Source organism: Methylobacterium tardum, from assembly GCF_023546765.1.
Classification (GTDB): domain Bacteria; phylum Pseudomonadota; class Alphaproteobacteria; order Rhizobiales; family Beijerinckiaceae; genus Methylobacterium; species Methylobacterium tardum.
Map to the genome: position 1 here is coordinate 2,622,339 of NZ_CP097484.1, position 23,449 is coordinate 2,645,787.

The window sequence follows — 23,449 nt, forward strand, 5'->3', positions numbered from 1 at the left end:
GAATCCAGAGCCGCAGCCGGAGCCATAGAGGCGGCCGTCGGCGGTTCTGGGTTCCGGGCTCGCCTTCGGCGTCCCGGACCGACGGGGGTCGATGGGCTCCAAGCCCGTTCGGCACAGCGGTGCGACCCGATCGCACCCTGGCGCGTTATGCCCAAGCTCGTCCGCGGCAATTCGCGAGACTGCGCAGAGCCTCGCCGACGGTTCCGGATCCTGCTATGGACGGGAGCGCCGCGCGGTGGTCCGGGCGCAGGCTTCGCGCCGGCGGCGCGGGTGCGTCACCATCCGCCGCAGAGGCGCTCGACAAGCCGGGTTCGACATCGTGCGCCTGCCGACGCTCACCGAGATCAAGATCCGCTTCGAACGCGCCGCCCTCGCGTTCGACGCCTGGGTCAATGCCAGCCTGTACGACGGCGGCCAGTCCACCGGCGAGGCCTACGAGCGCTTCCAGCGTGTCATGAGCCGCTTCGCGGTGCGCGGTTGGAAGCGCGTCGCCCTCGACCTCACCAGCGAGGCCGTCACCATCGGCACTGGAGGCGCCGTACTGATGCTGGCACTGGCGCAGCCCGCCTTCCAGCTCACCAGCGAGAACTGGCTGAAGCAGCAGGACCTCGCCGTCACCTTCCTCGACCGCTACGGTACCGAGGTCGGGCGCCGCGGCATCAAGCACGATGACTCGCTCAAACTCGGCGAGTTTCCCGACATCATGATCAAGGCCCTGGTCTCAACGGAAGACCGGCGCTTCTACGAGCATTGGGGCATCGACCCGATCGGCACCCTCCGGGCGCTCGTGAACAACTCGAAGGGCGGCGGCGGCACGCAGGGCGGCTCCTCGATCACCCAGCAGCTCGCCAAGAACCTGTTTTTGACGAACGAGCGCTCGCTCGAAAGAAAAGTGAATGAGGCGTTCCTGGCGCTCTGGCTCGAGAGCCATCTGACCAAGAACGAGATCCTGAAGCTCTACCTCGACCGGGCCTATATGGGCGGCGGCACCTTCGGCGCGGTGGCGGCGGCGGATTACTATTTCGGCAAGCCGCTCAAGGACATCAGCCTCGCCGAGGCCGCCATGCTGGCGGGCCTGTTCAAGGCGCCGACCAAGTACGCCCCGCACGTCAACCTGCCGGCGGCCCGCGCCCGGGCGGCGGACGTGCTGCATAACATGGTCGAGGCCGGCTTCGTCACCGAGGGCCAGATCCAGACGGCCCTGCGCAACCCGGCGACACCGGTGACCCGCACCCGCGACATCACCGCAGACTACTACCTCGACTGGGCCTTCGGCGAGATCAAGGGCATGGCCGACGCCGGAAAGCTGCGCAACGACCGCGTGCTGACGGTGAAGACGCCCCTCGACCTCGCGGTCCAGAAGCGCGCCGACGAGGTGGTGGCCGACATCCTGCGCAAGTCCGGCGACGCCATGGATGTCGGCGAGGCCGCCATGGTCATCCTCGACCCCGACGGGGCGCTGCGCGCCATGGTCGGCGGCGCCGATTACGGCGAGAGCCAGTTCAACCGTGCCACGGACGCGCTGCGCCAGCCCGGCTCATCGTTCAAGCCCTACGTCTATTCCGCAGCCCTGGCCTCGGGCCTGTTCAAGCCCGACACGACGGTCGTCGACAGCCCGGTCTGCATTGGCAACTGGTGCCCGCAGAATTACGGCCGCTCCTACGCCGGCCGAGTGCCGATGTGGCTCGCCGTGGCGAAGTCGATCAACACCATCCCGATCAAGATCTCGATCGCGCTGGGCAAGGCGATGGGCATCAGCCACGAGGCCCGGGCCGCCAAGGCCGGGCGCGCGAAGATCACCGAACTGGCCCACAAGATGGGCATTACCTCGAACCTGATCGACACGGTCTCGATGCCGATCGGCTCGGACGAGGTGACGGTGATCGATCAGGCGGCCGGATACGCGGTGTTCGCCAACGGCGGCTTCCGGGCCAAGCCCTACGCGGCCATGGAGGTGAAGAACTCCTCGGGCGAGGTGATTTACCGGCACGCCGACGAGGCGCCCGAGCGGGTGCTCTCGCCTCAGGTCGTGGCCGACATGAACTTCATGCTCAACAAGGTCGTCGAGGAAGGCACCGGCAAGCGGGCGCAGCTCGAGGGCGTGAAGGTCGCGGGCAAGTCCGGCACCACGAACGCCTACCGGGACGCGTGGTTCGTCGGCTACACCGGCAATTACGTCGGCGCGGTCTGGTTCGGGAACGACGACCACACCTCGACCAACAAGCTGACCGGCGGCTCGCTCCCGGCCCAGACCTGGCACGATGTGATGGAGCCGGCCCACCAGGGCATCGAGATCAAGGGGCTGCCGGGCCTGAAGGACAGCCCGCGCGCCGCCCAGCAGCAGGCCTCCGGCGGCCCGACGGCCCCGACCGACCCGAATGCCAGCGCCTACGGCAAGCTCTCGCGCCGCTCCTTCGAGGTCATCAGCGGCCTGAACGGCCTGTTCCGCACGGTCGACCGTGCGCCCGCCGCGGATCCCGCAGCTCGGTCCGGCGCCGCGGATCCGAAGTCCGGAAAGAAGCCCGACGACCGGGCATCGGCCGGGCCGGTGGGCCAGCCGCGTGCGGTCGCCGAGGGCGGCCGCTCGGCCGGCGGCTTCATCGAGATGCGGTGAGCGCATGAAGCTCGCGATTCCCGAAGCCCTCGGCCGCATGTCGGCGGTCGAGGGGCCCCGGCGTAGCGGCGCCGTGCGGCTCGTCGCCCGCCTCTGGCGCAAGAGCTCCGTGGCGGGACTGGCCGTCTACGCCCTGGCGCTCGGCGGCGCCCTCGGCCTCGCCACAGCCGACTGGGCCACGAGCGGCGGCTATCCGTTCGGCGGCGTACAGGTGGGCGCCTGGACCGCATGGCCCCGGGCCGGCGCGGCGAATGCCGATCCGTACACGCGGGCAGTGAATGCCCGGCGGGGCGAGATCCCGCTCGCGGTCGGCGAGGGCCTGCTGATGACGGCGGCGGTGGACGATACGGGCCGAGCCCTCGATGCCACCTGCACCTACCAGATCGGCGGCGCGACGCCCCCGGCCCGCGCCTGGACGCTCACGGTGGCGGGCCGCGGCCCGCGCGAGCCCGGTCGTCCGCCGGTGCGCGAGGGTTTCACCTCGACGGAGGTCCTGCGGACGCCCGATGGACGATTCACCGTGATGCTCGGGCCCGATGTCCAGCCCGGGAACTGGCTCCCGAGCCCCCGGGCGAGCGGCCCGGTGCGGCTGGCGCTGCGCCTCTACGACACACCGGCCGCCGCGAGCGTCGGATCCCTCGACCGCACCTCGGTGCCGGCCATCACCCGCCTGGGATGCGCCTCGTGAGCCTGCGCTTCGTCTACGCCACGCTGCTCGGGCTCGTGATCGCCGGCATCGTCCACATCGCGGCGGTCCTGGCCATCCCGCACCTGTCGGAGACGGATGCCGTCTCGCGCGCCCGCACCAGCGAGAGTCTGGAGCATCCGCAGCCGATCTACACGGTCGCCACCGGCGACGACCCCTCCCCGCCAGAGGCCTGGCTGCCGATCCCGGATCCGGCGGTGGCGGTGGGCGTCTGCGCCTACGACCTGACCGACGGTCCCATGCGCGTCTCGGCCCGAACCGGTCCGCTGTCGCTGTCGCTCGCCGCCCATGCGCGGCGCGGCGCCTTCTATGCGGTGACCGATCAGGCGGCGGTCCGCGGCGCCCTCGACCTCGTGATCCTCACCCGCGCGCAGTTCGACGAGGCGCTCGCCGACGATGACGAGAACGACCCGAGCCGCGACGTGCGCATCGTCGCGCCGGACAATCGCGGCTTCGTGGTGGTGCGGGTGATCGCCGGCCTGCCGAGCCAGCGCCCGGCCGCCAATGCCGCGGTCCAGGCCGTCTCCTGCTCGACCGACACGGCGACGGATGACACGTCGAAGGACACGTCCGGCAAGGGCACCGGCCGCTAGCGGCGGCTTCAGTCCTTCACGACAAGCGGGCCGGCCTGGGCGACCGGGAGCGGGACAGGTTCCAGGCCGCATCGCGCCGCGGCGTCGGGCGGCAGGAGCGGGTCGAGCAGGTTGCGGCGGGCCGCCAGCATCGTCAGCGACCGCTCCGCCCCGACCGACTCGGCGGCCGGCGCCTCGGCGAACAGGTGCTCCAGGGCGAACCGGTAACGCGCGAGCCGAAGCCCGGCCTCGACCCGCACCCAGGCGATGAGGCAGCGGTTCTCGGCGACGCGCTGCGCGGCCAGCCGGATGTCGGCATCGTTCAAGGTCTTGGCGAAGGGCAGGCTGCGCAGCCGGGCGGCATCCGCGTCGATGACCCGGGCCGCGAGCGCCGTGAAGATCGGGATCAGGCGGGCATCCGCGGTGGCGTCGTCGCCGAGCTGGCGATAGCGGGAAACGGGCGAGCGGGACGGCGCGGCGGTCAGCGTCGCGTAATAGGCGCCGACCTCCTCGACGCGCCACGTGGCCGGCGTCGCATGGGCGCTCGCGAGGCCGAGCACGGCGTCCTGGAAGGCCGAGAAGGTGCTGGCGGGCTGCACGAAGCGCCAGGCGCGGTCGCGCAGCGCCTGCTCGTCGTCGGTCAGGCCCGAGTCCAGCAGCAGGCGTCCGCGGTCATGGGTGCTGAAGCTGCCCGTGGTGTCGATGAGGCCGTTCCAGACGCCCGTCCGCGGCCGCCCGAAATCGCCGCTCTGCGTGCAGGCCGCGAGCAGGGCCAGGGCTATGCCGGTCGGCAGGAGGCAGGCTGCCGTGCGGAAGCGGGTGATACGCCTTCTGTCCGGGACTGGCATGAGAGAACCGTGGGAGACGTCGCGCGGCCGTCCGGGCATCCGCCCGCTCAGGAGGCGAGGCGCTCGTAGCGCACGCCGAGGAACAGCAGGATCTCGCCGCGCCGCTCGCCGGAGCGCGGGATGCGGCAGGTCCGTCGCGCCTCCGGGCCGGGAAACGGGATGAGGACCGCCGAGGCGGCTGCGGTCGATTCGCGCATCGGGCCGATCGCCTGTGCGGGCAGACGGGGGCAGCCGATCTCCTGTGGTTTGAAAAGCGTCATGGTCTCCGGCTCCTGTCGGCGGTCCGAGCATCCGGCCCGGGCCCTGCGGAGGGCGTCGGCAAGGGCTACGGAAACAATCCAGCACGCCATGGTTAACGGAGTCTTTCCGGGGCTCGACGGCTCGGACCAGGGTCCAGACGGGCGTGCAGGCGAGTTGGCGCGCGACTTGCGACTGTGGATCTGCCCATGGCGGGCGTTTCCTCCCTTCGACTTCAAGGCCCTGCCCGGTCCCGGGCGGGGCCTTTTTCTCGCCGGCGCGAACCATCCTGCGTCCTGGAGGGCACAGCCCGGCGAGCCGCGGCCGCAACGGCCTCGTGCGGAACCCCTGTGGACCTCCGGTGCTTGCCTAGCGCCTGTCGCGACCGATATGCCGGACGCGGGTGGAGGGGGGACCGCCACGTCGGTTCTCCGCCCGAGCGAAATTTGAGGACACCGCTGGATGCGACTGGTTCCGGAACGATCCCTGCGCTTCTCCCGCCGCGGCCTGGCCACGGCGGCGCTGGCGCTGCTCGCGCTCAGCGCCGGCCCCGCCTACGCCCAACGCGAGGACCAGGGCTTGCAGCTTGGCTGTGCGAATGACTACTTCCGCCTCTGCGCCGGCGTCGACCCGAACAGCCAGGACGCGGACCGCTGCATGATGCGCAACCGTAAGCGCCTCTCGCCCGAATGCCGCTCCGCCATCGGCGACTACGACAAGCGCACGGGCAGCAAGTCGCTGTCCGACGATTGAGGCGGCGCGCGGTCGAGGATCCCGCCGCCGGCAAGGGGCGTATTGGATGAGCCTGACCGTCGCCGTTCAGATGGACCCGATCCAGAATATCCGGATCGCGGGTGACACCACCTTCGCCCTGCTGCTGGAAGCCCAGCGGCGGGGTCATTCCCTCGTGTACTACACGCCTGACCGGCTCTCGATGCAGGGCCGGCGCGTGACCGCGCGGGTCGAGCGGCTGACCGTCCAGGACGTCGAGGGCGCGCATTTCACCCTGACGCCGCCGGAGCGGATCGACCTTGCGGAGACGGACGTGGTGCTGATGCGCCAGGATCCGCCCTTCGACATGGCCTACATCACGGCCACCCACATGCTGGAGCGGATCCATCCGGAGACGCTGGTCGTCAACGATCCGTTCGAGGTCCGCAACGCCCCCGAGAAGCTGTTCGTCCTCGACTTCCCCGAGCTGATGCCGCCGACCCTGATCAGCCGCGACAAGGCGGAGATCGAGGCGTTCCGGCTGGAGCACGGCACCGTGGCGATGAAGCCGCTCCATGGGCACGGCGGCGCGGCCGTCTTCAAGGTCACCGAGAAGGATCCGAACTTCGGGTCCATGTTCGACCTGTTCGCCACGACCTTCCGGGAGGCCTGGGTGGTGCAGCGCTACCTCGACCGGGTCACCGAGGGCGACAAGCGCATCATCCTGGTGGATGGCGTCCCCATGGGCGCGGTCAACCGCGTCCCGGCCGCCAACGACATCCGCTCGAACATGGTCCGGGGCGGCGCCGCCTCGGCGTCGGAACTGACCGAGCGCGAGCGCGAGATCTGCGCGACGATCGGCCCCGCGCTGGCGCGCCGCGGCCTGATCCTGGTGGGGATCGACGTGATCGACGGCCACCTCACCGAGATCAACGTGACCTCCCCCACCGGCATCCGGGCGATCCAGCGGCTCGGCGGCCCAGACCTGTCGGTGGCGGTATGGGATGCGATCGAGGCGCGGGTCGCGGCCCGAAAGGGCGTTTGATCGCCCTGCGCTGCGCGATCGATCCGCGCCGCCCTCACGTCTCCGCGCGCGGCGTCGCGCTGAGCTCGGCCCAATCGAACTCCTCCTCCAGCAGGAAATAGGCGTCGTCGCCGATCCGGCCCTTCCGGCGCAGGGCCAGCACCGCGTCGCGGGCCGCCTCGACCGCTCGGCGCCGGGCGGCATCGGCCGGCAGGCTTTCGGGCGCCAAGCCTTCCTCGTGTTCTTCGGCCTCGGCGAGCGCCGCCCGGAATTCGGCGCGCAGCGCATCGGTCGCCGGCTCGTCCTCGGCGTCCGCGAGGCTGTCCAGGGCGGCCTTGTAGGCGGCGGCCCGGGCGCGGCCGGTCTCGCGGCCCACCGGATCGTCGTCTTCCAGCCGCAGGTGGGCCAGCAGCGGCCGCAGGGTCAGTCCCTGGACGATCAGGGTGCCGAGCACGGTGAAGAAGGCGGTGAACACCACGAGATCCCGGTGCGGGAATTCGGCGGGCAGTGCCAGGGCGGCCGCGACGGTGACGATGCCGCGCATGCCCGCCCAGGACATCGCGAGCCCGGGCCCGAGGCGCGCCGGAGCCCCCGCCTGGCGGATGCCGAGGCCGCGCATCCGGGTGGTCGGCAGCACCCAGGCGAGGCGCGTCACCACCACGGTGGCGAAGGTCGCGGCCGCGAGGATCAGGGCCTGCCACGCGTCCCCGCCGGTCAGCCGGTCCCGGATCGGGTCGATCTGGATGCCGATCAGCACGAAGGCCAGGACGTTGAGCACGAAGACCGCCGTGTCCCAGACCGCGTAGGAGATCACTCGGGCGCGCGGCGCCGTGGTGCCCGGCGCCCGTCGGGCGACCGTGACCGCGAAGCTGACGATGGTCAGCACCCCGGACAGTTCCAGCCGCTCCGCGGCGAGCCAGATCCCGAAGGCGACCACGAATTGCAGCACGATCGCGCTCGCCGGGTCCGTGACGCGCCGCGTGACGGCCACGAACAGGAGGCCGAGACAGGGGCCGACGATGAGGCTCGCCACCACGCCGAGCAGGAAGATCGGCGCCACCTCGGCCGGGTGGAAGCTGCCGGCCATCGCCGCCGCGACGCCGAGCCGGTAGATCAGCAGCGAGGCCGCGTCGTTGAGCAGGCTCTCGCCGCGCAGGATCGTGGCGAGGCGATGGGGCATCGGCGCATGCTTGAGCACGGCCAGGGCCGCCACCGCGTCGGGCGGGGCGACCACGGCCCCGAGCACGATGCAGGCGGAGAGCGGCATGTCGGGCACGACGAGCCGCGCCACGAAGGCCACGGCGAGCGTCGTCACCACCACGGCGCCGACCGCGAGCCCGAGCACCGCCCGCCAGTTCTCCTTCATGTCCCGGACGGAGGCGTCGAAACCGGCATCGAGCAGCACCGGCGCGAGGAACAGCGCCAGCGCCAGCTCGGGATCGAGCTGCAGGTTGGGTACGCCTGGGACGAAGGCGAGGGCGACGCCCCCGAGCGCCAGGAAGGCCGGATAGGGCGCCCCGAGCCGCCGCGCCAACCCGGCCAACAGGACCGCGCCGAACAGCACGCCGACGACCCACTCGAAGATCAACATGCCTCTGAAAGAGGCGGGGTCGTGCGAGCGTTCCCGGTCGAGCCGTCGCAGGCCGGCTCAGTACTGGACGGTCGCGCGCAGGCCGAGCACCGCCGCGTTGCGCAGCCGCCGGCCGTCCGGACCGGCAATGCCGGCGCCCGGGCGGATGACGTATTGAGCATCCGGCTGCACCGTGAAGCCCGGGACCACGACGGCCTGATAGGTCGCTTCGATCACCGCCTCGGCGCGGCGGCGGGGCATTGGCAGGCCCGTATAGAGGATCGTGTCCCGGTCGGCCCGCTGGGCCTCGTCGCTGATGCGGGCGTAGGCGAGGCTGATGCCGATGGTGTCGTCGTCGCGGCCGTCGAACAGGCCCTTATAGGCGAGGCCGGTATCCAGGTAGGCGTCGATCAGGCTGGAGCGGGTCGGCGACCATGCGGCCCGCACGAAGAAGCCCAGGCCCTCGTCGTCCTTGCCCGATTCCCGATAGAGCGTCTGGTCGTAGATCGCGTAGAGGCCGGCATTGCCGCGCACCGGCCGCCCGATCCCGGTGGCGTTCGGGTCCGCGAGCGGCACGCCGGTGATGTCGAAGCGCAGGCTGTCGAACCGGCCGAAATGCTGCCAGCCGCCCAGGGTGATGTCGCCCGGCAGGCCCCTGGATTCGGGGGCGATGTTGTACGCGTAGGTCGCCTCGGCGATCAGCAGGGCCGGGTCGTGGAGGCGGAAATTGGTGCCCGTCCGGTCGAGGCGCTGCGCCTCCGGGTCGTCCCCCGGACGGTTCGCGCCGGCCGGATCTCCGTCGTAGAGCCCGACCTGCAGCGAGAAGCCGTTGCCGGGCACGTACTTGGCGCGGATCGCCGGCGCCGCGAGCGGATAGGCCGGGCCGCCGCTCGGCAGGTTGAGCCCGGTGATGGCCGGCCAACCGAAGGTGGAGTTCACGAACAGGGTCGCGGTCTGGCTGACGAAGAACTCGGTATCGGCGGCCTGCTGGCCGATCCGGATTCCGAGCTGGCCGTCCATCAGGCTCTGGTCGATCCAGAGCACGTAGAGCCGGCTCGACGGGAGTGCCTCGATGACGCTGGTGGTGAGCAGGTTGCCCACATAGTAGCGCGACAGGCCGGTGCCGTGGATGAAATAGGCGTTGGCGTGGATTGTGGCGCCCTGCCAGCCCGCGAGCCGGTCGAGGTCTAGGTTGAGCCGCAGGTTGAGGCGGTCCTCGACGATCGCACCTTGCCGGACTCCGCCGACCGGGTTGCCGAGCACGTCGGCGATGTAGGTCAGGCTGTACTCGATGCCGCGTTCCTTCAGAACGGGGCGGATCCCCAGCGGGTCGCCGAGCGGCCCGAGATAAGGCTCGACCGAGCGGACATAGCCGCCGGAGGCGGCTGGTGGTCTCCGGCTGGGAGACCGAGACGCGCGGATCGGCGCCCGCGCCCTCGAACGCGGTCCGGACCTGCTGCTGGGCCATGGCCGGCGTGACCAGAAGGCCAAGGCCAACCGCGAGACGGGTCGGGAGCGTGCGGGCGCTGTTCCGGCGCGCGTTGCTGGACTCCGCGATGCGAGCTTCGCCGGTGAGGGAGCCGGCGGATCCAGTCCACCCCTTCATCCTGGGGTGCCGCGGCGCAGCGGAAGCCTCGCAGGAGACGTCCGGACGGCGGAGCGATCCTTGAAGCCCTTCTTCGAGGCCGCTGCGCGGCACCTCAGGATGAGCGAGCGGGTTGGACGGATCGACACCCCACGCTCCGCCGCTTCGGCAATCGATCCCGACATGAGCACAGCATAGCACGGTGCACAGCCCGGATACGTCCGGACTTTGCAGGATGCACAAGCTCGCCTAACCCTGCGGCTGGTACACCACAGGACCGCCGATGCCCGAGACCCCCGTCTTCTCCACCGCCGCCGTCGCCGCGCCGCACAGCCTGGCCGCCCAGGCCGGCCAGACGGTGCTGGCCCAGGGCGGCAACGCCATCGAGGCGATGGTGGCGATGGCCGCCTCGATTGCGGTGGTCTACCCGCACATGAACGGCATCGGCGGCGACGGTTTCTGGCTGGTGCGCGAACGCGGCGGCCGGGTGCGCGGCATCGAGGCCTGCGGCCCGGCCGGGCGCCTCGCCACGATGCAGCGCTACCGTGAGAAGCAGTACGACGCGATCCCCGCGCGCGGCCCCGACGCCATGGTGACGGTGGCCGGCGCGGTCGGCGGCTGGCGCCTCGCCCTGGAGCTGGCCCGGGCGCTCGGCGGCCGGCTGCCCCTGGAGACGCTTCTCGCAGATGCCATCAAGCAGGCGCGGGACGGCGTCCCGGTTTCACCCTCCGAGGCGCGCTACGTGCCCCAGGAACTCGACACCCTCCACGACGCGCCGAATTTTTCGAAAACCTTCCTGAAGGACGGAAAACCCTACCCGGCCGGAGAGATCCGGACCCTTCCCCGGCTCGCCGCCACCCTGGAACAGCTCGCCCATGCGGGCCTCGGCGATTTCTACCGCGGCGATATCGGCCGGGAGATCGCCGCCGATCTCGAACGCCTCGGCGCGCCGGTGACCCGGGCGGATCTCGAGGCCTTCGCGGCGGCCGAGCGGGCGCCCCTGTCGATCCGCCGCCGCGACGCGACGCTCTACAACTTCCCGCCCCCGACCCAGGGGCTCGCGGCGCTGCTGATCCTCGGGATCTTCGACCGGCTGAACGTCACGGAGCCCGAGACCACCGCCCACTATCACGGCCTGATCGAGGCGACGAAGCGGGCCTTCGCGATCCGCGACCGGGTGGTCACCGATTTCGGCCGCCTGCGGCACGACCCGGCCGCCTTCCTGACCCCGGAGCGGCTCGCCCGCGAGGCGGCGCTCGCCGATATGGGCCGCGCCGCCCGCGTGCCCCTGCCCGATCCGGGCCACGGCGACACGGTCTGGATGGGGGCGATCGACCGGGGTGGCCTCGCCGTCTCCTACATCCAGTCGGTCTACTGGGAGTACGGCTCCGGCACGGTGCTGCCGGCCACCGGCATCTGCTGGCAGAACCGCGGCATGTCGTTCTCCCTCGACCCGAAGGCCGTGAACCCGCTGGAGCCGGGCCGGCGGCCGTTCCACACCCTGATTCCCGCCATCGCCGCCTTCGACGACGGACGGGTGATGAGCTACGGCAGCATGGGCGGTGACGGGCAGCCGCAATTCCAGGCCCAGATCTTCACCCGCTACGCCGATTACGGGATGTCGGTCGCCGATGCCGTCGACGCGCCGCGCCTCCTCTACGGTCGGACCTGGGGCGCGCCCTCGCTCAGCGTGAAGGTGGAGGACCGGTTCGATCCGGCCTGCATCGCGGCGCTCGGCCGCCTCGGCCATGACATCGAGGAACTGGGCGGCTCCTACATCGACTCCCTCGGGCATGCGGGGATGCTGGTCCGGCATCCCCGCGACGGGCGGATCGAGGCGACCCACGATCCACGCTCGGACGGCGGCGCGCTGGGGCTCTGAGACCGTTTCCGGTCGGTTCCTTCGGCGCGTGTCACGCGCTCCGTCATCACGTCGTTCCGCTCGCAAAGACGGTCGGCTCGACGCAACGGCCCAGACCGAATGAATTAGCAGCGCAGAATCTATTCGGCCTGAACGAGCCAGCAGGCGGCGCGCAGGCGCACGGTCCCGCCTGCAGCGTGACCGCGGAGGATTTCGGTCACCGCCGCTTCGGCCCGCGCCCGCAGATCCGGCGCGGCCTCGCGGACGAGGTGCGAGTTCGGACCGAGGTTCAGGGAGACGTGGGTGGCGGCCGCTGTCGCCGCCGCGTCGGTCTCGCCCTGTCCGAGGACGATGTCCCGGTCGACCGCATCGCAGGTCACGCTGTCGAAACCGGTGCCGCGCAGCAGGGCGACCAGCGGGTCGGGATCGGCGAAGCGGAACGGCCCCGGCGTGTCGTGCTCCGGCGGCGGCGGGATCTCCGCCAGCAGCGGCAGCACCGCGTCGCGCGGCACGCTCACCCACAGGTTCTCGGGCAGGGTGCGCCAGCACAGGAAGGTCAGCCGGCCGCCCGGCTTGAGCATCCGGCGAACGTTCGCGAAGGCGCGGGCTGAATCGGGAAAGAACATAATGCCGAAGCGCGAAAGACTATGATCGAAGCGGCCGAGATCGACGGTCTCGACATCGGCCTCGATGAACTGGATTGCGGCGCCTCCGGGGGCCTCGGCCGCCGCGCGATCCCGCGCCACGGCCAGCAGGGGCGCCGAGATGTCGGCGCCGGTCACGCGGCCGCCGGGCCCGACCCGGCGCGCGACCTCCAGGGTCGTCGCCCCCGCGCCGCAGCCGATGTCGAGGACCGACGCCCCTTCGCGTAGCGCCAGCGGCGCGAACAGGGCCTCGGTCAACGGGACGAACATCGCGTCGAGGACCGCCTGGTTGCGCGCCCAGCGGGTGCCGACCTCGCCGTTCCAGTACTCGGTCTGGGTGATGCCGCCCGCCATGATGCCCTCCGCTCTCAGGTCGTGGTCGTGGCCACCGACAGCTCGGGCTTGTGGTTCAGGGTCTGGAACACCACGCAGTAGCGTTCGGTAAGCTTGAGGAGCTGCGCGAGCTTGTCCTCCGGTGCGTCGGTGTCGAGTTCGAAGAACAGCCGGATGCTGCGGAAGCCCACCGGCGCCTCCTTGTCGACCCCGAGAGTGCCGCGGAAATCGAGGTCGCCCTCGGCGCTGACCGTGCCGGCGCGCAGCGGGATCTCCAGGGCGGTCGCCACCGCCTTGAGCGTCACGCCCGCGCAGGCGACCAGCGCCTCAAGCAGCATGTCGCCCGAGCACAGTTCCGCGCCCGATCCGCCGGTGGCCGGATGCAGGCCCGCCTCCGCGAGGGCGCGGCCGGTCTCGACCTTGCAGGCGATCTTGGTGTCGTCCAGCGTGCCCTTGGCCTTCAGGGTGATGACCGCGGAATCCGGCGCGGTGCGGTACTTGTCCTTGATCGGAGCCTGAAGGGCCCGCAGCGCGCTGGCATCCATGGCGTCGTCCTCTCGATCCTGCTCGCCCGTTCGTCGGTGACGGGTGTTGCGGAACGCCGCGCGCTCCGCCGGAGCCCGGTATAGGTGCCGGCGGGGCTGACGGGAAGCGGCCGTCAGGCGCGGCCGGTGAGGGCCGCCACCGCCGCCGCGAGGGCATCGACCTGTGTCTCGTCGTGGGCCGCCGAGAAGGCGACCCGCAGCCGCGCGGTCCCCGTCGGCACGGTCGGCGGGCGGATCGCCACGACGAGGAAGCCGGCGGCCTCCAAGGCCGCCGAGATCTCGAGCGCGGCTTGGGCCTCCCCGATCAGGACCGGCACCACCGCGCTCTCGGCCTCGGGCAGGCCCAGCCGGGCGGTGAAGCGTCGGGCGAGGGCCAGGGGCCGGGCACGCCGCTCGGGCTCCGCCTCCAGGATCGCCAGCGCCTCCAGGGCGGCGGCGGCCGAGGCCGGGGGCAGGCCCGTGGTGTAGACGAAGCTGCGGGCGCGGCTCGTCAGCAGCTCGATCACCGGGCGCGAGGCGCAGAGGTAGCCGCCGTAGGAGCCCAGCGCCTTCGACAGGGTTCCCATCTCGAGCGGCGCCCGCGGCCCGTCCTCGACCACCCCGATCCCGTGCGCGTCGTCGACCAGCGTCCAGGCGTCGAAATCCTGCGCGACGCCCAGGATGTCGCCGAGCGGCGCCCGGTCGCCGTCCATGCTGAACACCCGCTCGGTGAGCACGAGGGCGCGTCCATGCTGGGCGCGGTGCTCGGCGAGCGTCCGCGCGAGGTCGCCGGGATCGTTGTGGCGGAAGGTCAGCACCCGCGCCCCGGAGAGCCGCGCCCCGGCCCACATGCAGGCATGGGAGAGGTCGTCCAGCAGGACGAGGTCGCCCCGCCCGGCGAGCGCCGGGGTGATGCCGAGATTGGCGAGATAGCCGCTGCCGAAGACCAGGGCGGCCTCGGCGCCCTTGTGGCGCGCGAGCCCCGCCTCCAGCGCGCCGAGATACGGATGATCGCCGGTCACGAGCCGTGAGCCGCCGGCGCCCGCGCCGTGGGCCGCGACCGCCGCCTGGGCGGCGGCGATCACGCGGGGATGGTGCGAGAGGCCGAGATAGTCGTTGCAGGAGAACGACACGAGCGTCCGGCCGCCGCGCGCCGCCGCGGCGCCGGGGCCGCGCTCGGTCGGCGTCAGGCGACGCCGCAGGCTGCCGGCTTCAAGGGCGTCGAGTTTCCCGCGGGCGAAGGCGTCGAGGCTGTCCATTGGATGGGCGATGGGCCGCGCGCGTCGGCGGATGTCAAGGTGACCGGCCCTCCTCCCGTGGCCGCATGGGCGCTAGCGACGTCTTCCTGGCCGCGGCACGCCTCCCCGCCCCTCGCCGGTTCCGATCGAGGTCGGGTCGCGATTCGACGGGCCCATCGTCGCCGACAGGTAGATGAAGAGGCCGGCCGCCAGGGCGAGGATCGGCCCGAGGGCCATCAGATAAAGATCGGACCAGCTCATTCCCGCAGGCTCCCGAGCAGGTATCGCGCTGTCAGATGTAGGATGCCGCCAACGGCAAGCCAAGCGAACGCGAACAGCGTGGTCGTGAATGCCCCGCGGGCGCCCGCGCCGGGCACGCCGAACGACACTGCGGCCAGCGGCGTGATGAAGCCGGCCGCGATCGACGCGACGGCCGTGCCGTTCAACGCCGTGGCCGAGAGTTTCGTGCGCTCATTGTGGATCAAGCTCATCGCTGATGATGCGACCGGGAATCAGACCTCACGCTCCGGATCGTAGCGGATCCGTCGGTAGGCGGGAGCCATTGAGGCCTGCTTGACCGATGCTGCTCAAGCCGCGCATCCCCAGGTCATGGCGCTCGATTCGTCTCGCACCCATCTCTGGCGGCCCTACACCCAGATGCGCGTCGCCGCCCCGCCCCTGGAGGCGGTGGCCACGCACGGCAGCCGCGTCGTGCTCGCCGACGGCCGCGAACTCGCCGACGGCATCGCCTCCTGGTGGACCGCGGTGCACGGATACAACCACCCGCACATAGCCGGCGCGGTGGCTGACCAGCTCGCGCGCATGCCCCACGTGATGTTCGGTGGCCTGACCCATGCGCCGGCCGAGCGGCTGGCGGCACGGCTGGCCGCGCTTCTGCCCGGCGACCTCGACCATGTCTTCCTCAGCGATTCGGGATCGGTGGCCGTGGAGGTCGCCCTGAAGATGGCCGCGCAGATGTGGCTCAACCGCGGCGTGAGCGGACGGACGAAGGTGCTGAGCTTCCGCGGCGGCTATCACGGCGACACGATGGGGGCGATGTCGGTCTGCGATCCCGAGGAGGGCATGCACCGCCGGTTCGGCGCCTACCTGCCGACGCAGCTGTTCTGCGACCTTCCGCGGACTCGGGTGCAGACCGAGGCGCTCGATGCGGCGCTGGCGGCGCATCGCGAGACCCTGGCGGCCGTGATCATCGAGCCACTGGTCCAGGGCGCGGGCGGGATGCGCACGCACCCCCCGGAGGTGCTCGCCACCGTGGCCCGGCTCGCCCGCGCCCACGGTCTGCCGCTCATCGCCGACGAGATCTTCACCGGCTTCGGGCGCACCGGCACCCTGTTCGCCTGCGGGCAGGCCGGGATCGTGCCCGACATCCTGTGCCTGTCGAAGGCGCTCACCGGCGGCACGATGGCGCTCGCCGCCACGATCGCCCGCACGGAGGTGTTCGAGGCGTTCTGGTCCGACGATCCGGCGGCCGCGCTCATGCACGGGCCGACCTTCATGGCCAATCCCCTCGCCTGCGCGGCGGCCAATGCCAGCCTCGACCTGTTCGAGACCGAGCCGCGCCTGGATCAGGCCCGCGCCATCGAGGCCCGGCTGCGGGACGGTCTGTCGCCGCTGCGGCAGGTGCCCGGCGTGGCCGAGGTCCGGGTTCTCGGGGCGATCGGGGCGGTGCAGTTCGCGCGCCCGCCCGAACTCGCGCTCCTGAAGGCCCGGCTCCTCGACAGGGGCGTCTGGGTGCGGCCGTTCGGCGACATCGTCTACCTCACGCCGGCGCTCACCATTCCGGGCGCCGATCTCGACCGGCTGATCGACGCGGTCGCGGCGGTCGTGACCGAGCAGGCTTCCGCAATGGCCTGACGTCGGATTGTTCCATCGATGGGGTGCGGGCGCCGGACTCGGCTGCAACCCGGGACCGTTTCTGCCGTTGGGCCTACGGCTGAAGACGCGTGCGGCGGCCCGCGCGGCCGGACGCTGCCAGAGGGAGTACACAGTGGCGAGCGAGCAGACGGGTTCAAGCGGCGATCGGCCGGTCATCCTCCTCGTCGAGGACGAGGCGCTGACGATCATGGACCTCGGGGACGTTTTGGAGGAAGGCGGCTACGACACCGTTCAGTGCGCCTCCGCCGAGCGGGCGCTCAGCATCCTGCAGGCGCGCCCGGATATCTGCGGGCTGGTCACCGACGTGCAGCTCTCGGGCAAGACGGACGGCTTCGACCTCGCCAGCTCGGTGGCGGAAGCGCGCCCGCAATTGCCGATCCTGATCGTCTCGGGGCGGGCGGCACCGGACCCGGCCCGCATGCCCGAGCACGCCGATTTCATCGCCCGGCCCTGCACGGGCGAGGATATCCTGGACCGGCTCCAGCGCCTCATGCACTGCTGAACGGCCGGCTGGTCCGGTCCCGTCATCGCAGCGTCACCGGTCGTCGCCACAGGGTCTGGGGCGGCCGGTGACGGGGGCGGACGGTGCAGATTCAGGATCATCCGGCGGCCGCCGGCACGAACTCGGGCGCTCCGGTGGGCGACAAGCATAAACGCGATCGTCAGGATGGGGATGGGGCGACCCCGGATCTGTCCTCCAAGCGGATGCGGCCGCCGGGCGTCCGCTCCATCGGCTGGGCGCTCGTGCAGGCGGCGCGCCTGCACCGAGCCCGCACCGGCGACCGGCTGGCCAAGCTCGGCCTGTTCGCCGGGCAGGAGCAGGTGGTTCAGGCTCTGGCCGCGGCCGGCACGATGACCATGGGCGACCTCGCGGCGCTGCTGCGCGTGCGACCCCCCACCGCCTCGAAGACCGTGACCCGGCTCGCCGCCCTCGGCATCGTCGAGCGCCGGGCCGAGTCGGGCGACGGCCGCGTGGTGCGGGTCCAGCTCACCGAGGCGGGCTTGGCGAAGGCCGAGGCGATCGAGCGGATCCAGGAGGAGGTCGAGGCCGAGCTGCTCGACCATCTCGACAAGACCGACCGTCGCCGTCTCCGCAAGCTCCTGCGCAAGGCCGCCCGCGGTCTGGCGGAGGCGGCGGGTGCGTCCGGTCAGGTGACCGAGGCCGACGCCGAGATCGAGGCCGAGGACGAGACGGAGGGGCTGCCGGCCTGACCGGCGCCGCCAAGCCGGGCCGGCTCCGCGCCGCAGCGGCCAGACACCGCCGGCAGGATCGGCGTCCCACGCCGTCATTCCGGGACGCCGCAGGCGTGGCCGGACCCGAAGCGATCCACCGAAGGCAGGCCATCCGGAGCCGACGACGCGCCACGACATCGTGCGCCCGGCGAGTCTGGATTAACGGACTCCGCTCGGCGGCCTTGGGGTGACGCGCCGAGACCGCGTCAGACGATCCGGCGTCGAAGCCATCGGACCCGCATATCGCGGTGCTCGACCGATCCGATCGCCCCTCCGCCAAGCACCCCTTGTTGCAACGATGTAACGTTTCTTCACGCCATCGATGTCCGGCCGGATTGTCCCTTGCGTCGGATCAGAGCGCCAGAACAATGAAACGATATAACACTCTGTGAGTCTCGATGCCTCTCGCGCGCTCCTTCGGCTTCCTGGCCGGTACGGTCCTGTCCTCGACCGTCGGCATCGGCCTCATGGCCTCGTCCGCTGCGCGGGCGCAGCAAGCCGTCGCGCTCGACGAGATCAGCGTCACCAGTCCGAGCCCGATCCAGGCCCCACGCACGGCGCCGATTCCGGATCCCTCGGTACCGGTCGGGATCCTGCCGGTGGCGACCAACACGTTCTCGCCGGTCACCGTGGTGACGCAGGACCAGATCGCCCGCGACCAGCCGCGGACGCTGGGCGATGCCCTGTTCGATCGCCCGGGCATCTCCGGGACAACCTACGCGCCGGGCGCGGCGTCCCGCCCGATCATCCGGGGCCTCGACAACGCCCGCGTGCGCATCCAGGAGAACGGCATCGTCAATGGCGGCGTGTCGGATCTCGGCGAGGACCACGCGGTCCCGGTAAACCCGCTGGTCGCCGACCGGATCGAGGTGATCCGCGGCCCCGCAACCCTGCGCTACGGCTCGGGCGCCATCGGCGGCGTCGTCTCGGCCGACAACAATCGGGTGCCGACCTTCATCCCGGCGAACGGGGTGCAGGGGCAGGTCACCAGCGGCTTCTCCAGCGTGGATAACGGCCGGCTCGGGGCGGCCACCGTGGATGCCGGCGGCGACGGCGTCGCGGTCCATGCCGATGGGTTCCGGACCGCCAACGACAGCTACGCGATCCCCGGCGGGATCCAGCGCAACTCCTACAACGAGTCGCAGGGCGGCGCGGTCGGCATCTCGGCGATCGGCGACCGCGGCTTCGTCGGCATCTCCTTCAGCCATTACGACGCGGTCTACGCCATTCCCGGCGGGGTGGCCGAGCAGGATCGCACCCGGCTCACCCCGAACCAGGACCGCGTCCTGTCCCGCGGCGAGTACCGCCCGCTCGACGGCCCGTTCGAGGTGATCCGCTATTGGGCGGGCTACTCGGTCTATCGCCACAACGAGGTCGGCTTCGGCGAGGATGGGATCGAGGGCGTCCAGGCGATCTTCAAGAACCGCGAGGCGGAAGGCCGCCTGGAGCTCCAGCACGTCCCGGTCTTCACGGAGTTCGGCAAGCTGACCGGCGCGCTCGGCTTCCAGTCGGACCGGCGCGTGATCAACACGCAGCTCGAATCCTTCCTGCCCAAGACCGAGTCCCGCGCCAACGCGGTCTACCTGTTCGAGGAGCTGGAGCTCCGCCCCGGCACGCGGCTGCAGGCCGCCGGGCGCTACGAGGTCGACCGGCTGTCGAGCACGGCCGCCCAATTCCCCGCCGATTACGTGCCGGTCGACGGGGAGGAGCCGTTCCAATACGCGCGGACCCGGCGCTTCGCCCCGAAGAGCGCCAGCCTCGGCGCCCTGCAGGACCTGCCCTACGGGTTCGTGGCAAGCCTGACCGGCTCCTATGTCGAGCGCGGGCCGACCGGCTACGAGCTGTTCTCGCAGGGGCCGCACGACGCCACCGCGACCTTCGAGATCGGCAATCCGAATCTGAAGAAGGAGCGCGCCCGCACCCTTGAGGCCAGCATCCGGCGCGCGGAGGGACCGCTGCGCCTCGACGCCACCGGCTACTACACGCGCTACACCGGCTTCATCTACCGCAACTACACGGGGCTCACCTGCGACGACGACTTCGCCTCCTGCGGCACCGGCACCGAAAACCGGCAGATCGTCTACCAGCAGCAGAACGCCACCTTCTACGGCGCCGAGATCATCGGCCAGTACGATCTCGTCCCGGTGGGCAACGGCTTCGCCGGGATCGAGGCCCAGTTCGATTTCGTTCGCGCCAAGTTCGACGACGGCACCAACGTGCCGCGGATCCCGCCCTACCGCCTCGGCGGCGGCGTCTACCTGCGGGCCGACGGGTGGTTCGCCCGGGTGAACCTGCTCCACGCGTTCGACCATCTCGCAACCGCGGTGTTCGAGACCCCGACCCCAGGCTGGGACGACCTGCGCGCCGAGGTCAGCTACACCAAGGCCGTCGATCCAGCGGTGTACGGCGCGAGCGAGATCACCCTCGGACTCCAGGGCCGCAACCTGCTCAACGACGACATCCGCAACTCGACCTCGTTCAAGAAGGACGAGATCCTGCTGCCCGGGCGGAACGTCCGGCTGTTCCTGACCGCGCGGTTCTAGGATTTGACGTCAAGCCGCTTGATTGTGGTGTTGTCCGAGACGGGTGGATTTCGGCCTGTCTGCTTCCGGACGGGGTTGGCATCGAAGCGGGCATCGCTGTTTCGCCCGCTCTCTACTCTTCGCAGAAGCGTGGAGCGTCCGCTTGTCGGTTGCTTGGTGAAGCAGGGATCTACAGCAGGGACGGGCGGTCACGCTGCTGCTGCCAAGCCATGCAATCAGGAGTTATTTACGAACAAATTTCACGTGCCGTCATGAATTGGGCCGCATATTCCTCGCTATTCGAGGATGGTTCAAGATGTTTAAGCGGCTCGCGGACCGCGTTTCACTGCGGCGTCAGATCAGCCTGCTCGCAGGCGCGATCAGTCTCGCGATCGTCGGCGTGACCACGATCGGATCCGCCCTGCTGGCGCGCGGGCAGGCCACCGACATGGCCCAGAACGCCCTTTTGCAGGTCGCCCGGTCGATGGCCGATCGGCTCGATCAGGACATGGCCGAGCGTCTGCGGGAAATCCGCAACGTCGGTGCGTTTGAGCCGCTGCAGCCGCACTGGATGGAGAAGACCGGCAGCCTGCGCAAAGTCCTCGAGACGATGCAGAGGACGCTGCCGGATTACGCCTGGATCGGGTTTGCCGATCGCGACGGCCAAGTGCGTGCTTCCACCGGCGGCCTTCTTGAAGGAGCGAGCGTCAGCCAGCGCCCCTGGTTCATCAATGGCCTTCGGCAATCCGCGGTCGAGGACGTGCACGCGGCGGCCTTGCTGGCATCCAAGCTTCCTCCCAACAGCGATGGCGCGCCGTTCCGGTTTGTGGATGTGGCCGTTCCGGTCATTGACGCCGCGGGCCGGACCCTCGGTGTTCTCGGCGCTCATCTCAGCTGGCGATGGGCCGACGTCGTCCGGCGCGAGGTGCTGTCGTCTCGCAGACCCGAGCTGAAGGAGGACGTCATCGTCCTCGATCACACCGGACAGGTTCTGCTCGGATCGGAGCTCGGGGTGACCCCGTACACGGCCGCAGATCTCGCATCCGGCCATTTCATCGTCCACAGCGCTGAAGGCGATCGTCTCGCTACGGCCGCCGCCACGCGCGGACGGGGTGACTACCCGGGCCTGGGCTGGATCGTCGTCGCGCTGCAGCCGGTCGACACCGCACTGGCCGGGGCGAACCGTCTGACCGGCCTGATACTCCTGCTCGGGCTGTCCACGGCTGTACTGGGCATTGCTGCGATCTGGTGGGTCGCGGCGCGCCTCTCCCGTCCCTTGACGCAGCTCACCGAGGCCGTCGACCGCATCGGCCGCGAGCCGGATGCGCGGATGACGCGCCATGTTCACGGCTCGCCCGAGGTCTTGCGTCTGTCTGCCTCGGTCAGATCGCTTCTGAGGCGCATTGGTACGGCTGAGGCGGATGCGCGCCTCATCGAGGCCGAGGCGACCAACGCAGTCAATGCCGCGGAGGACCGCGTCAGACGCATCGGGGCCGACCTCCATGCCATGCAGGTTCTGGCCGACACCGACGCGCTGACAGGCCTGCTCAACCGACGCGCGTTCCTGCCGTTGGCGAGCGACGCGATGAGCTACTTCAAGCGCTATCGGCGTGCGATCTGCATCCTGATGATCGACATCGATCACTTCAAGCGCGTCAACGACCTGTACGGGCATGCCGCGGGCGACGAGGTCATCCGCCAAGTTGGACGCATCGTCAGCGAGGCGATCCGAACCACCGACAAGGTCGCGCGGTTCGGCGGCGAGGAGTTCGTGGTCCTGCTCCGCGAGACCGACCTGAAAGGCGCGGCCATCTTCGCGGACCGGATCCGACAGACGGTGGCAAACACCGTGTTCGAGCCTGACGGTCCGTGTCTCAGGGCGACGATCAGCATCGGCATGGCCGAGGCTGAGTTCACCGACGGTGATGTCGACCACACGATCGAACGGGCCGACCGCGCCCTCTATGCGGCCAAGTCTGGCGGGCGCAACTGCGTGCGCTCGTTCGAGGCGTCGAGAGCACCCGGCCTACGGGCGGCCGCGTAGTGCGGCCGAGAGAAAGAGACGCATTGCACCGGAAGACAGAACAACGATGAAGCATGTTCCGCCATGTTAGCTCTCATTCTCGGCGACGCGGAGATGAACAACCTGGTGATCGTGGCCGCGCTTCGGCCGCTCGCCGGGTGCACCCCGCGCGACTTCACCGCACCGGAAGAGGCACTCGCCTTCGCCGAGGCGCACGCCTGCGAGATCGGGGTGGTGATCACCGACTACGAGATGCCCGGTATGGACGGCATCGCGTTCATCCAGGCGCTGCGGCGCATTCCGGAGCTTGCGACCGTGCCGGTTGTCATGGTCACGAGCTTCGACCAGCGCAGCCTCCGTCGCGCGGCGCTGGAGGCCGGGGCGACCGACTTCCTGGCCAAGCCCGCCGACCCGGTCGAGATCCGCGCACGCGTGTCGAACCTTCTGGCCCTCTCCACCGCTCATCGCGTTCAGCGCGAGCACGCGGCGCAGCTCGCCCGCGAGGTCGCGACCGCTGTGGCCATGGTTGAGGAGCGCGAGCGCGAGATCGTCTCGACCCTGATGCGGGCGGCCGAACACCGGGATGCGGATACCGGCGACCACATCGTCCGGGTCTCCGCCTATGTGGGGCTGATCGCGGAGGCGCTCGGCCAGTCCGCGGCTGAGTGCCGGCAGCTGAGTCTCGCCGCAACCATGCACGACGTCGGCAAGATCGCCGTGCCGGATTCCATCCTGCTCAAGCCCGGTGCGCTCACGCCCGAGGAACGCCGGGAGATGGAGCTCCACGCCGAGCGCGGCCAGCGCATCCTGGGCGGCAGCGCCTCGTCGGTGATGCGGCTCGCGGCCGAGATTGCGGTGAGCCATCACGAGCGCTGGGATGGGGCAGGATACCCGCACCGTCTCAGAGGTGAGGCGATCCCGCTGTCAGGCCGGATTGTTGCGGTGGCGGACGTCTTCGACGCGCTCACGACCGAGCGCCCCTACAAGGAGGCCTGGACACCGGAGCGTGCCCGGGCTCACATGGCCGAGAATGCCGGTGCTCACTTCGATCCCCGCGTCGTGGAGGCGTTCCTCAGCCGCTGGGACCAGATCGAGGCCTTTCTGACGATAGGCCGGCAGCACCGGCATGTGCCTCACGCAGCTTGAATCGGTGGACACGCCGCTCGATCGCCGATGTGAGAGACGACCTGTCCGCTTACGGACCAGCAGCCGATGGCAGGATCCCACCCTGAGCCTACGTTGCCGGCCCACCGACGAAGGGCCGCTTCGGAGAAGCGCGGACCGTGGTCTCAGCGGTTGTGTTGGGTC

General features: G+C 70.6%; 20 protein-coding genes and 1 pseudogene. 12 read left to right on the forward strand and 9 right to left on the reverse strand.

What is annotated here, in order from left to right; translation table 11 throughout:
- Window positions 1-319: 319 nt before the first annotated feature.
- Genes M6G65_RS12440 through M6G65_RS12450 form a run of 3 tightly spaced genes read left to right on the forward strand, consistent with a single transcriptional unit; the run spans window position 320 to window position 3,913 of the window.
- Entirely contained in the window at window positions 320-2,614 is a 2,295-nt protein-coding gene (locus tag M6G65_RS12440; protein WP_250103997.1) for a transglycosylase domain-containing protein, read from the forward strand.
- Between the two features lie 4 nt (window positions 2,615-2,618).
- The gene (locus tag M6G65_RS12445; RefSeq protein WP_238195558.1) at window positions 2,619-3,302 is read left to right on the forward strand and encodes a DUF1214 domain-containing protein; all 684 of its coding nucleotides are present in this window, start codon (window positions 2,619-2,621) and stop codon (window positions 3,300-3,302) included.
- Window positions 3,290-3,913 carry a DUF1254 domain-containing protein gene (locus tag M6G65_RS12450; protein ID WP_238195557.1) on the forward strand — a complete coding sequence of 208 codons (624 nt, stop codon included), beginning with the start codon at window positions 3,290-3,292 and terminating at the stop codon, window positions 3,911-3,913. The genes M6G65_RS12445 and M6G65_RS12450 overlap by 13 nt, the downstream gene beginning before the upstream one ends.
- Before the next feature lie 8 nt (window positions 3,914-3,921).
- On the opposite strand, the gene M6G65_RS12455 is transcribed toward M6G65_RS12450, so the two are convergent.
- Window positions 3,922-4,740: a hypothetical protein gene (locus M6G65_RS12455; protein WP_238195556.1), complete on the reverse strand. Its 819-nt coding sequence runs from the start codon at window positions 4,738-4,740 to the stop codon at window positions 3,922-3,924.
- A gap of 47 nt (window positions 4,741-4,787) precedes the next feature.
- Window positions 4,788-5,000: a hypothetical protein gene (locus tag M6G65_RS12460; RefSeq protein WP_238195555.1), complete on the reverse strand. Its 213-nt coding sequence runs from the start codon at window positions 4,998-5,000 to the stop codon at window positions 4,788-4,790.
- A gap of 439 nt (window positions 5,001-5,439) precedes the next feature.
- Here M6G65_RS12460 and M6G65_RS12465 point away from each other — a divergent pair, with 439 nt between their 5' ends.
- Window positions 5,440-5,730, forward strand: a complete 291-nt coding sequence (locus M6G65_RS12465) for a hypothetical protein (protein WP_192708869.1) — start codon at window positions 5,440-5,442, stop codon at window positions 5,728-5,730.
- Window positions 5,731-5,776: 46 nt separating this feature from the next.
- Entirely contained in the window at window positions 5,777-6,733 is a 957-nt protein-coding gene (gene gshB / locus M6G65_RS12470) for a glutathione synthase (protein ID WP_238195554.1), read from the forward strand.
- 34 nt (window positions 6,734-6,767) lie between these two features.
- Here the strand turns inward: gshB and M6G65_RS12475 are convergent, their stop codons facing one another.
- Window positions 6,768-8,303 (reverse strand): cation:proton antiporter, encoded by a 1,536-nt coding sequence (locus tag M6G65_RS12475; protein WP_238195553.1) that lies wholly within the window; start codon window positions 8,301-8,303, stop codon window positions 6,768-6,770.
- Window positions 8,304-8,360: 57 nt separating this feature from the next.
- Window positions 8,361-9,750: pseudogene (locus M6G65_RS12480) on the reverse strand (carbohydrate porin).
- Between the two features lie 400 nt (window positions 9,751-10,150).
- Between M6G65_RS12480 and M6G65_RS12485 the strand changes: the two are divergent.
- Window positions 10,151-11,749 (forward strand): gamma-glutamyltransferase family protein, encoded by a 1,599-nt coding sequence (locus tag M6G65_RS12485; RefSeq protein WP_250103998.1) that lies wholly within the window; start codon window positions 10,151-10,153, stop codon window positions 11,747-11,749.
- A gap of 119 nt (window positions 11,750-11,868) precedes the next feature.
- Here the strand turns inward: M6G65_RS12485 and M6G65_RS12490 are convergent, their stop codons facing one another.
- From M6G65_RS12490 to M6G65_RS12510, 5 genes are all read right to left on the reverse strand, one after another.
- Entirely contained in the window at window positions 11,869-12,726 is an 858-nt protein-coding gene (locus tag M6G65_RS12490) for a class I SAM-dependent methyltransferase (RefSeq protein WP_238195550.1), read from the reverse strand.
- A gap of 14 nt (window positions 12,727-12,740) precedes the next feature.
- The gene (locus M6G65_RS12495) at window positions 12,741-13,250 is read right to left on the reverse strand and encodes an OsmC family protein (RefSeq protein ID WP_238195549.1); all 510 of its coding nucleotides are present in this window, start codon (window positions 13,248-13,250) and stop codon (window positions 12,741-12,743) included.
- A 113-nt stretch (window positions 13,251-13,363) separates the two neighbouring features.
- Complete coding sequence (locus tag M6G65_RS12500) at window positions 13,364-14,488, reverse strand: aminotransferase class I/II-fold pyridoxal phosphate-dependent enzyme (protein ID WP_238195548.1); 1,125 nt, start codon at window positions 14,486-14,488, stop codon at window positions 13,364-13,366.
- A 72-nt stretch (window positions 14,489-14,560) separates the two neighbouring features.
- Entirely contained in the window at window positions 14,561-14,728 is a 168-nt protein-coding gene (locus tag M6G65_RS12505; protein WP_238195547.1) for a hypothetical protein, read from the reverse strand.
- A complete protein-coding gene (locus M6G65_RS12510; RefSeq protein ID WP_250103999.1) occupies window positions 14,725-14,913 on the reverse strand; it encodes a hypothetical protein in 189 nt (62 codons plus the stop codon). The genes M6G65_RS12505 and M6G65_RS12510 overlap by 4 nt, the downstream gene beginning before the upstream one ends.
- Window positions 14,914-15,076: 163 nt before the next feature.
- Between M6G65_RS12510 and M6G65_RS12515 the strand changes: the two genes are divergently transcribed.
- From M6G65_RS12515 to M6G65_RS12540, 6 genes are all read left to right on the forward strand, one after another.
- Window positions 15,077-16,342: an adenosylmethionine--8-amino-7-oxononanoate transaminase gene (locus tag M6G65_RS12515; RefSeq protein WP_250104239.1), complete on the forward strand. Its 1,266-nt coding sequence runs from the start codon at window positions 15,077-15,079 to the stop codon at window positions 16,340-16,342.
- A 133-nt stretch (window positions 16,343-16,475) separates the two neighbouring features.
- A complete protein-coding gene (locus M6G65_RS12520) occupies window positions 16,476-16,865 on the forward strand; it encodes a response regulator (protein WP_192708877.1) in 390 nt (129 codons plus the stop codon).
- 83 nt (window positions 16,866-16,948) lie between these two features.
- Window positions 16,949-17,575 carry a MarR family winged helix-turn-helix transcriptional regulator gene (locus tag M6G65_RS12525; protein ID WP_238195545.1) on the forward strand — a complete coding sequence of 209 codons (627 nt, stop codon included), beginning with the start codon at window positions 16,949-16,951 and terminating at the stop codon, window positions 17,573-17,575.
- A gap of 419 nt (window positions 17,576-17,994) precedes the next feature.
- Window positions 17,995-20,139: a TonB-dependent receptor gene (locus tag M6G65_RS12530; protein WP_238195544.1), complete on the forward strand. Its 2,145-nt coding sequence runs from the start codon at window positions 17,995-17,997 to the stop codon at window positions 20,137-20,139.
- Between the two features lie 295 nt (window positions 20,140-20,434).
- On the forward strand, window positions 20,435-22,162 hold the full coding sequence (locus M6G65_RS12535) for a sensor domain-containing diguanylate cyclase (RefSeq protein WP_238195543.1): 1,728 nt from the start codon (window positions 20,435-20,437) through the stop codon (window positions 22,160-22,162).
- Between the two features lie 63 nt (window positions 22,163-22,225).
- Window positions 22,226-23,287, forward strand: coding sequence for an HD-GYP domain-containing protein (locus M6G65_RS12540; RefSeq protein WP_250104000.1), 1,062 nt, complete (start codon window positions 22,226-22,228; stop codon window positions 23,285-23,287).
- The last annotated feature ends 162 nt before the right edge of the window (window positions 23,288-23,449 follow it).